Below are 8,724 nucleotides of genomic sequence, written 5' to 3' on the forward strand. Positions count from 1 at the left end.
TTGTTGCTCCACAATCTAACGTAAGGTGATTTCCGCGAAAAATCCAACCCGTAGGAGCCCGCTTGCGGGCGACGGGTGGGGCACAATGACGCGATTCCGGCAGGTCACGTCGCCCGCAAGCGGGCTCCTACGGAGCTTGATTCTTGATAGCGTCTTATTCGGAAATCGCCTTAAGTCCGACAGGCTGCTAGGGTTGGCAAAGGAGGGTGGCAAAAGCGCCCGGACCTCGGGCGTTACTCGGCATAAACGGTCGCCTATGCATCCCTATTTCGGAAACAGCAGCACAACATTGAAGCGCAAGGCCCAGCCCTCGGGTCCCGTGTCCGTGCTCGCCGCGTAATAGCGCGGGCCGGCCTGGAACTGCACCAGTTGCCCGCCGATCTTGGTCAACTTGGCGACCTGGGCGGCGATGGGCACGTTCCATTGCTTGCCCTCCCAATCGTAGGTGGACTCGGTCTGGAGCGTGAAGGTCCAGGCGGTGGGTGTGGTGTAGGTGACAAAGGGCTGGATGAAAGTCGCGTTGATGTCGGTGCGTTCACTCGGCCCGGCGAAAGACCAGAGGTGATTCATCAGCATGCCGACGGTCCAGGGGCCTTGCTGAACCAGTCCGACGGCGGTCGGGCCGGCGCCCCATTGCTCGCTGCCCAACAGCGCATCGGTGGCGGTTGGCAGCAGGAACACCGGACCGACACCCCAGATCAATCCGCCAGCGGTCGGGGCCTTCGGGGAGAAGAACAGGCTCTGCACCGTATCCGAGAGGCCGAACTGACTGTCGGCGCCCGGAACGATGCCCCACTGATCGACGACCGGCAGGATGGTGCGGGAGATCAGATTCCAATCCTCGCCGATAGAGATCGGAATCACCGGTTGGAGGTTCAGCGTGTAGCGGCTGCCCCGGTCGTCCGGCCCGATATTCTGCTCCCAATTCGACTGCAAGGGCACGCTGATCAGCGCAGCCACGGGATTGGACAGCTCCTTAGCGAGGGCCGCCGCATCGTTGGCGTGGGCAGCGGGAAGCGCCAGCAGGAAACCGGTGGCCAAGGCGATCCGCGTTTGTATCAGTCTCATTTGGTACCTCTTGAGATCACAGATTCCGAGCCATCCGATCCACCTGCGGAGTCATTCCGGGCAAGTGCGAGTGCCGAAAGACGAGTTTCGAGCAACTTAAGAGAAATCAGGGCGAATCACTTCATGCCGGCCCGCAGATTCATCAACGCCTGATCGAAGCCCTCGACCCGGATCAGTCCGAGGCGCGGGTACTCGATGTCGATGATGATGTAGACCGCAAGCGCCATCACGATGGCGAAGGCGAAGATGTGCAGCCAGGGGCGCCCCTTGCTTCCGGCCATGCCATAGCCAGCCATGAGCGCCGAGGCTAGCATCAGGATGACCAGCATGCCGTAGATGATCGTTGGCGGGTGTATCGCGGTCGCGTTGGTACGCGTGGTCGTGATGTCGAACATGTCGTTGAGTGCCGGCAGCAGGAGCTTCAGCGCGTCCGGCGAGGCACCCTCGCCGTGGGCGGCGGCGATCACGGCAGTCCAGATCTTGCCCTGCATGGCATTGGCTTGTGTCAGCACCACCCGAGCCGCCTCGACATCCGGCAGCTTGCGATAGCCTTCGATGCGCGCGTCGAGATAACGCCGGAAGTGCTCTTGCATGGTCTCACGCGCGCTTTCAGGGAGCAGATCGAGCCGCAGGTAGGCGGTGCCGATGGCATTGGACTCCTGCACGATGAGCTCACGGCGGTCATCGAAGCGCGCGGTGGCCCCGGAGAAGGTGAAGGCGATCAGCAGCCCCACCAGACCGAAGATCGCCCCCTCGACGGCGCCCGTCCCGGCGCGGGCCCCGTCGGGGTCGCGCCTGAAACGTCGATCGCCGATCCGCCTGCCCGTTTCCAGCAGGATCAGGATGCCGATGAAGAGTCCGAGGGCGAGCAGCCAGGCGACTGAAATCTCACTCATGACGATCGCTAGGTGTGCCCGTCGAGCCCTCCGGTGCGGACGGAAAGACCCGCGCCCAGTCGCGTTTCATAGAGACCAGGACCCAGCCCTTGGAACCGGCGTCGTCGAGCCCTTTGGAGAGGCGTCCGACATGGCTCTCCCGGTCGTAGGCGTACTCCCGCTCGCCGTCGTCGTGGTGGAGGATGAGTCCCAACCGCTTGCCGGCACCGGCAGTCGTCCATTCGAGCATCTGGTAGTCGCCGTCCGAGTTGCCGAAGGCGAGGATGGGCCGGCGCCCGATATGTTGCTGGATGCCGGCGGGCTTGCCCGCCTTGTCGTCGATGAAGGCGATCTCCGGCTTGCGCATCAGCACGGGCGTGCCGTTCTTCACCTCGTAGGTCATGGCGATCTGCGACCCGATGACCTGTTCCGGAGGGATGCCATAGATGCGCTCGGTCCACGGGCGCATGAAGTCGATTCCGCCGCCGGAGACGATGAAGGTCTTGAAACTGTTGGCGCGCAAGTAGTCCAGCAGTTCCAGCATGGGCTGGTAGACGACCTGGGTGTAGAGCCGGTCGAAGCGGGGGTGGCGCGCGGAGGCGATCCAGTCGCTGACGATCCGCTCGAATTCGGTGGTGGTCATGTTCGCATGGGTGGCGGCCAGCAGCTTGGTCACGCCATCCATGCCGCTGGCCTTCAGTGCCTCCAGGTCGCCCGTGAGCACGGCCTTGAAGGGCTGCTCCTCCTGCCACTGCGGATGCGCGGGGGCGAGTGCCTTGACGCGGTCGATGACGTAGGCGAGCTGGGTGTACATGGGCTGCTCGACCCAGAGGGTGCCGTCGTTGTCGAAGACGGCGATGCGCTCGGCCGGGGGCACGAAGCTTGGGCTGCTTGCGGTCGTCACGTCTTCGACGAATGCGGTGATCGCGGTTCTGGTCGGTCCGTCCGTCCAGGATGGGAGCGCCTCGGCGCTCACGAATGGACTGAAGGTCAGTAGGGTAACGAGGGTTAGAAGATGACGCATGGTGGCTCCTGGGGTGAAGTCGTTGGCCGGCTACCGAACCGGTGACCTGTGGCGAAGACGGTTGGCGATCCCATCGCCGGATCGCCCGATATCCCTGTCTACGGATCCAGCCCGGGGTCGGCTTGCACCCGGGATCAGTGCGTGCCTGGACTGGTCAACTGCTCCATCACGTTGTCCAGGTTGAAGCTCCCGGCCTTCTGCCTGGGCGGGTACTCCTTGAAGGTCATCATGAACTTGCCGACGTAATCCTTTGCCGCGAGCAGCAGGAAGGACCGTTCCAGGAACCAGTCGTCATAGGTGTTGGAGGTCACCATGCCGCGCTCGTAGGGGTCGCGGCGCAGGTTCACGAGTAGCGGTACGCGCAGGTGCACGAAGGGCTCGCGCCAGGACTGGAAGGTCGCCTCCGCGCGCTGCTCCAGGAAGATCGCCTTCCAGTCGCCGTAGCGCAGGGCGGTCATATCGCCGTCGTCGGAGAAGTAGAAGATCTCATGCCGCGGGCTCTTGTCCGTCTGACCCGTCAGCAGGGGGAGGATGTCGTAGCCGTCGAGGTGGACCCGGTAGTCGCGCCCGTTCGCCTGATAGCCGGTGAGGAGCTTGTTTTTGACGTCGGGCTCGCCGGCGATGGCCAGGAAGGTCGGCAGCCAGTCCATGTGATGGACGATCTGGTTGTTCCAGGTGCCGGCCTTGATGTGCCCCGGCCAACGCACCATCGCGGGGACGCGCCAGCCGCCTTCCCAGTTGGTGTTCTTCTCGCCGCGGAAGGGCGTCATGGCCGCATCCGGCCAGGTGTTCATGTGTGGGCCGTTGTCGGTGGAGTAGAGGACAATGGTGTTGTCGGCAATGCCCAGTTCGTCGAGTTTCTTGAGGAACTTGCCGATGTGCAGGTCGTGCTCGACCATGCCGTCCGAGTACTCGTCCTGCCCCGAGATGCCGCGCAGATCCTTCTTGACGTGGGTACGGAAGTGCATGCGGGTGCCGTTCCACCAGACGAACCAGGGCTTGCCGGCCTTGGTCTGCTCCTCGATGAAGCCGAGCGCGCGCTCGGAGGTCTCGTCGTCCACCGTCTCCATGCGCTTCCTGGTCAGGGGGCCGGTGTCCTCGATCTTCTGGGTGCCGTCCGGCAGGGCCCAGGAATGGATGACGCCGCGCGGGCCGTAGCGTTTGCGGAACTCGGGGTCCTTCGGGTAGTCCTCGTTCTCCGGCTCCTCCTCGGCGTTGAGGTGATAGAGATTGCCGAAGAACTCGTCGAAACCGTTGTTGGTCGGCAGCATGGGATCCTTGTCGCCCAGGTGATTCTTGCCGAACTGCCCGGTCGCATAGCCTTGTGCCTTCAACAGGCCGGCGATGGTCGGGTCCTGGATCTGCATCCCCTCGTCAGCCCCAGGCATGCCGACCTTGGAGAGTCCCGTGCGGAAGACGCTCTGACCCATGATGAAGGAGGAGCGGCCGGCGGTGCAGGACTGCTCGCCGTAGTAGTCGGTGAAGGTCATGCCTTCAGACGCGATGCGGTCGATGTTGGGCGTCTGATAGCCCATCAGCCCATGGGTGTAGGTGCTGATGTTCGACTGGCCGACGTCGTCGCCCCAGACGACCAGGATGTTGGGTTTGTCGGCCGCCCCCGCGGAGGACAGGGCTCCCAGCGCGGTCAGGGTCAGGCCGAGGGCGCCGAGTAAGCGGCGACGGCGGTGTCGCCGCGGATCCTCTGGTTGCATCATGTGAATCCTCTCTAGGTTTTCGTGCCACACTTTAGGGGAAAGTCTCAGGTTTCTGGTCTTGCTGCTGCATATCGACGAGCAACTATCCGACGTTTCGGCATCGTCTTGTTCCATCTCGGATGTTGGCGGCCTACTGGGCAGCGCGCGCCAGGGTCGCGGTTGCGGGCTCGTTTACCCGTCCGACGCGGCACCGGGCAGTCGCCGCAGGACGCCAAGGCGAAGAATAGGCTATCGTTTCGCTTGGTCGCTATTCGATTTGCGAAAAGAGGCGCAGATGGGCACAGTGCTTGCGGACGCAGCTTCAGCCAGGATTGATTCGACAGACGGGCGGAGCGCCCCGTTCGCGTTGGCCGGCATCCAGGACAACGACGATCCCTGCTGCTGGGAGCGTAGCGGCCAGCCCTGGGAGGTCATCGGCACCCCGATCGGCAGCGGGCCCTTTCGGATCCGCAAGGTCTTCCTCGCCACGCCCAACTGCATTCTTTACCGCGAGTCGTGCGCGACCCGGTTTCGGGTTCAGGCGCTCTCGCCCGAGGGGATGCTCGCCTGCGCGGTACCCGTCAAGCCGGGCAGTCAAACCTCGTACTTCAGACGGCCCTTGCACGAGCGTGGGTTGCCCGCGACCCTGCCCACGGGGCTGGAGGCGGTGCTCGACCAGGGTCAGGAGCATTTGCTGTTCCTGGTGCAGTTGTTCCTGCTGGATCAGCATCTGCCCCCGGAGCAGGCGGGGCTGCTGAAGGCCGGGGCCGAGGCCAACCTGCTGCCCGCCGGTACCGAGACCGTCCGCGGCCTGGGTTGTTGGCTGAACGGGATCCTGGCTCGCGTTCATGGGTCGCCGGAGATGCTCCGATACCCCGCCGCCGTGGCGGCCCTGGAGCGGGAGCTGGTGCTGGGATTCGCTGCGCGCGTCCTGCCGCCGGAGTGCTGCACCTTGCCTAGACGGAAGTCTCGGCGGCGGCGCGGGTACGACCGCGCGATCGAGGCGATTCGCTACGCGGACCTGACGACTCTGGAGCTGGGCGGTTTGTGCGCCGCGGCGGGGGTGAGCGCCCGCGCTCTGGAGTACGCCTTTCGCGAGAATCTGGGTGTCTCTCCGGGGGCCTTCATCCGGCAGCTGCGCCTCCATGCCCTGCGCCGGGCACTGCTCGCAAGCGCCGCGGGGGAATCGACGGTCACCGAGCTCGCCTATGACCTCGGATTCACCCAGCTTGGGCGCCTGGCTGCCCACTACCGCTGTGTCTTCGGCGAGCCGCCCTCCACCACGCTGGCCCGCCCCTTCCCGGGCGATGACTCGCCCTTCTGGATGGGGTACCCCGACGGCTCTATGGCGACCACGAGGCGCTGATCTCCGACTACCGCTTGGCGGTCACATTCCAAGACGGGACCCGCGGGTTCGCCGACCTCTCCGCTGTCACATCGTCTCCGTCGCCACGGGGGCGTGGAGATATCAGAGATGGTTGTGGTGCGGCCGGTAGATCGGCGTTTCCGGCGGATGCGGCAGCCCGGCCCACGGCGAGCTGCTAGCATTGCAATTACCGCCAAACCACGGGGAACCGCAACCTTGGCCAATCTAGTGGTCCGCAACCTCGACCCGCGCATCGTCGATGCCCTCAAGCAACGCGCGTCCGCCCATGGCCGCAGCGCCGAGGCGGAGCATCGCTTGATCCTGGAGCAGACCCTGCTGCGGCCGCGGCGGCGGGGGTTCGCGGAGGTCCTGGCCGCCATGCCCGATGTGGGCCGCGACAGCGACTTTACGCGGGAGTCCGAGAAGACCGAGACCGGCAATGTATTTGATTGACACCAACGTCATCAGCGAGGTCCGCAAGGGGGACCGGGCCAATCCGGGGGTTCGGCGGTTTTTCGCCCAGGTAGTGGCCTCTGGTTCGCGCCTCTACCTGTCGGCCGTCACCATCGGCGAGCTGCGCCGGGGGGTCGAGTTGATCCGGCATCGCGGAGACCGGGTCCAGGCGGACCTGTTGGAGGCCTGGTTGGGGGAGGTCCAGGGGGACTACGCAGAGCACATCCTGAGCCTCGATGCGGACGTGGCCCAGGTCTGGGGGCGGCTGCGGGTCACACACCCCGAGAACGCCCTGGACAAGCAGATCGCCGCCACGGCCCTGGTCCACGACCTGGACCTTGCCACCCGGAATACCCAGGATTTTCGCGGGACCGGGGTCCGGGTCATCGACCCGTTCTCGGATTAGCCCAGGTTCCGGTGCAAGTTCCTGTGACGGTTCACTTATTGTTGCGCCGAATAGTGAGGCCGAATTGAGCAACGCGTCACCGGGATTGCGGAACGGCTAAATGCTCGACTCGGTAGCGATTACGGTGCGATTACGGTGACAGTTTACTAAATGCAAATAATGCGACGTTACTTCACGTACCTATTGGAGCCAACCTTTGATCGGCAGTAAGCTGGTTGCGTTCAAGGCGCATCCGCATTCAGTGCATTTAGTAAACTGTCAACGTAATTCCCAAGATTTGAGGTAAAGATGGAATGAGGCAGAGAGCATTGGGACGCATGTGTACCCAATGACCTGAATTGAGTCTTCTGCTTCGAGCCACTCGGAAAGGAAAGGGGGGGCGAGGTCCTCGTTGTACAGAAGAATATACGGTTCTTCTTCTGCGTCGATTTTTCGCTGTCGGTCAACGAACGGGGCGCAGCAGTTGACATAGAGTTGCTGGATGAAAGCCAGCCGCTCACCCAAAAAGTAACGAACATCCAAAGTTCGCCTCCTATCGGCCTAACGTGAAGTCTAAACCAGCGCGCGCCCCTGATGAGCTAGCCAATTAGCACGACGCTTGTGGCGCGCGCTCGGTTTTGAGACAAAGGTTAGGCTCTTCTTCATCTTTCCGGAAAAGAACTCGAGCCTGGCCCGAATGGCACTGACTTAAGGCGTTAGCCTCATAGAAACCATCGGTTGCGATGGCGCGAAGTCAGCGAAAAACGGTTGCGGACTGAGCCGATGCCAGGAAACACCGCAGAAAAGGCTGCCTGACCTCAAGTGACCGCTTGTCGCGCTGTCTGTAACCCGCTGATTTATAGATGTCTCGGCTTAAGTCAGTGTCATTCGAGCCTGGCCCCTTATCCTAAATCATGCGCCACGAAGATAACGGATTGCTCCCTCTATACGCTCTCTGAGGGGATCATACTTGCTATCGTTAAATAATGCTTCAAGTCTTGGCACTGCCGCTCGGGCTTCCAAGGCTCTTAAGGCCCAAATAATCTGTTGTACTACCTCCAGATCTTCTTCTTTATTAAGTGCTGAAACCAATTTAGCTATCGCGTCATTGTCTCCGACTGATGGGAGATAACCCAAGCAAGACGCGGCACCAACTCTATCTATAGGACTACCGGTTTCCAATTTCTCAAAGCAGAAGAAGATCAATTTCGACTTTTCGGAAGGCGTGAGAGTGCCCCTATTTATACGAGCAATAATCTCGTCGAAGGTCAACGCCACGTCGCGGGTTCTCAACCCGCTATGGGTAGCGGGTACGCTTTCGCCTCCTTGCTTACTGCTTTCGCCCGTTAATTGATTGATCGTTGCTATCGAGCCGTCAAGTCGTCGCCATTCCTCTGATTCGTTCTTTCGGATCATTGTATTGCTCGGAATGCGAGCTGTGCTAGCCCATGAAGACAAACTGCTGTGCGGCACCGGTCCTCTACTCGTCAGTCCATTGTCTATCGAAAAATAAAAATCATTTTCATTTGCGTGTTCCGGCTGAACTCTCCTGAAGTAGAAAAAAATCGCCAGGAAAATCAGAAAAAAAATGCCCGCAACAAGCCATAGGCGCTCGGCAAAATAGGCTATCACGGGAACGACTAGACCTAAGAATTCAGCAAGCATGGCAGCCTCGATCATGTTCAAAATTAGGAAGATTACCCGACAACTTCGCAACACCGACTTCTACGGTTCCGGAGTTGCGAAAGCCTCCGCCGTAGGAACGCCGGTTACCCGGCGCCCCCGGCGCAATCCCGGACGTGCAGTTTTCCCGCATCCGGTTCCTCGGTTGTACTCACATTCGCGCGGACCTTCACAGT

General features: G+C 61.8%; 8 protein-coding genes. 3 read left to right on the forward strand and 5 right to left on the reverse strand.

The window, feature by feature from the left end:
- Nucleotides 1-264 precede the first annotated feature (264 nt).
- The 4 genes from A39O_RS42515 to A39O_RS0104065 all read right to left on the reverse strand — a co-directional run bounded on the left by A39O_RS42515 (nucleotide 265) and on the right by A39O_RS0104065 (nucleotide 4,682).
- On the reverse strand, nucleotides 265-1,068 hold the full coding sequence (locus A39O_RS42515) for a hypothetical protein (RefSeq protein WP_020503426.1): 804 nt from the start codon (nucleotides 1,066-1,068) through the stop codon (nucleotides 265-267).
- Between the two features lie 116 nt (nucleotides 1,069-1,184).
- The gene (locus A39O_RS0104055; protein WP_020503427.1) at nucleotides 1,185-1,964 is read right to left on the reverse strand and encodes a bestrophin-like domain; all 780 of its coding nucleotides are present in this window, start codon (nucleotides 1,962-1,964) and stop codon (nucleotides 1,185-1,187) included.
- Nucleotides 1,957-2,967 carry an HAD family hydrolase gene (locus tag A39O_RS0104060; RefSeq protein WP_051088761.1) on the reverse strand — a complete coding sequence of 337 codons (1,011 nt, stop codon included), beginning with the start codon at nucleotides 2,965-2,967 and terminating at the stop codon, nucleotides 1,957-1,959. The genes A39O_RS0104055 and A39O_RS0104060 overlap by 8 nt, the downstream gene beginning before the upstream one ends.
- 134 nt (nucleotides 2,968-3,101) lie before the next feature.
- Nucleotides 3,102-4,682, reverse strand: coding sequence for an arylsulfatase (locus tag A39O_RS0104065; RefSeq protein WP_020503429.1), 1,581 nt, complete (start codon nucleotides 4,680-4,682; stop codon nucleotides 3,102-3,104).
- Nucleotides 4,683-5,028: 346 nt separating this feature from the next.
- Between A39O_RS0104065 and A39O_RS0104070 the strand changes: the two genes are divergently transcribed.
- From A39O_RS0104070 to A39O_RS0104080, 3 genes are all read left to right on the forward strand, one after another.
- Nucleotides 5,029-6,027: an AraC family transcriptional regulator gene (locus tag A39O_RS0104070; RefSeq protein WP_020503430.1), complete on the forward strand. Its 999-nt coding sequence runs from the start codon at nucleotides 5,029-5,031 to the stop codon at nucleotides 6,025-6,027.
- 216 nt (nucleotides 6,028-6,243) lie between these two features.
- A complete protein-coding gene (locus A39O_RS0104075) occupies nucleotides 6,244-6,480 on the forward strand; it encodes a FitA-like ribbon-helix-helix domain-containing protein (RefSeq protein ID WP_020503431.1) in 237 nt (78 codons plus the stop codon).
- On the forward strand, nucleotides 6,467-6,886 hold the full coding sequence (locus A39O_RS0104080; protein WP_020503432.1) for a type II toxin-antitoxin system VapC family toxin: 420 nt from the start codon (nucleotides 6,467-6,469) through the stop codon (nucleotides 6,884-6,886). The genes A39O_RS0104075 and A39O_RS0104080 overlap by 14 nt, the downstream gene beginning before the upstream one ends.
- Before the next feature lie 891 nt (nucleotides 6,887-7,777).
- Here A39O_RS0104080 and A39O_RS37740 read toward each other — a convergent pair.
- Nucleotides 7,778-8,530, reverse strand: a complete 753-nt coding sequence (locus tag A39O_RS37740; protein ID WP_157639605.1) for a HEAT repeat domain-containing protein — start codon at nucleotides 8,528-8,530, stop codon at nucleotides 7,778-7,780.
- Nucleotides 8,531-8,724 lie beyond the last annotated feature (194 nt).

It is taken from the genome of Lamprocystis purpurea DSM 4197, from assembly GCF_000379525.1.
Lineage (GTDB): Bacteria > Pseudomonadota > Gammaproteobacteria > Chromatiales > Chromatiaceae > Thiodictyon > Thiodictyon purpureum.

Coding starts and splice junctions, on each gene's coding strand:
- A39O_RS42515 (WP_020503426.1), bottom strand. CDS start 1,068: ATGAGACTGATACAAACGCGGATCGCCTTGGCCACCGGTTTCCTGCTG.
- A39O_RS0104055 (WP_020503427.1), bottom strand. CDS start 1,964: ATGAGTGAGATTTCAGTCGCCTGGCTGCTCGCCCTCGGACTCTTCATC.
- A39O_RS0104060 (WP_051088761.1), bottom strand. CDS start 2,967: ATGCGTCATCTTCTAACCCTCGTTACCCTACTGACCTTCAGTCCATTC.
- A39O_RS0104065 (WP_020503429.1), bottom strand. CDS start 4,682: ATGATGCAACCAGAGGATCCGCGGCGACACCGCCGTCGCCGCTTACTC.
- A39O_RS0104080 (WP_020503432.1), top strand. CDS start 6,467: ATGTATTTGATTGACACCAACGTCATCAGCGAGGTCCGCAAGGGGGAC.
- A39O_RS37740 (WP_157639605.1), bottom strand. CDS start 8,530: ATGCTTGCTGAATTCTTAGGTCTAGTCGTTCCCGTGATAGCCTATTTT.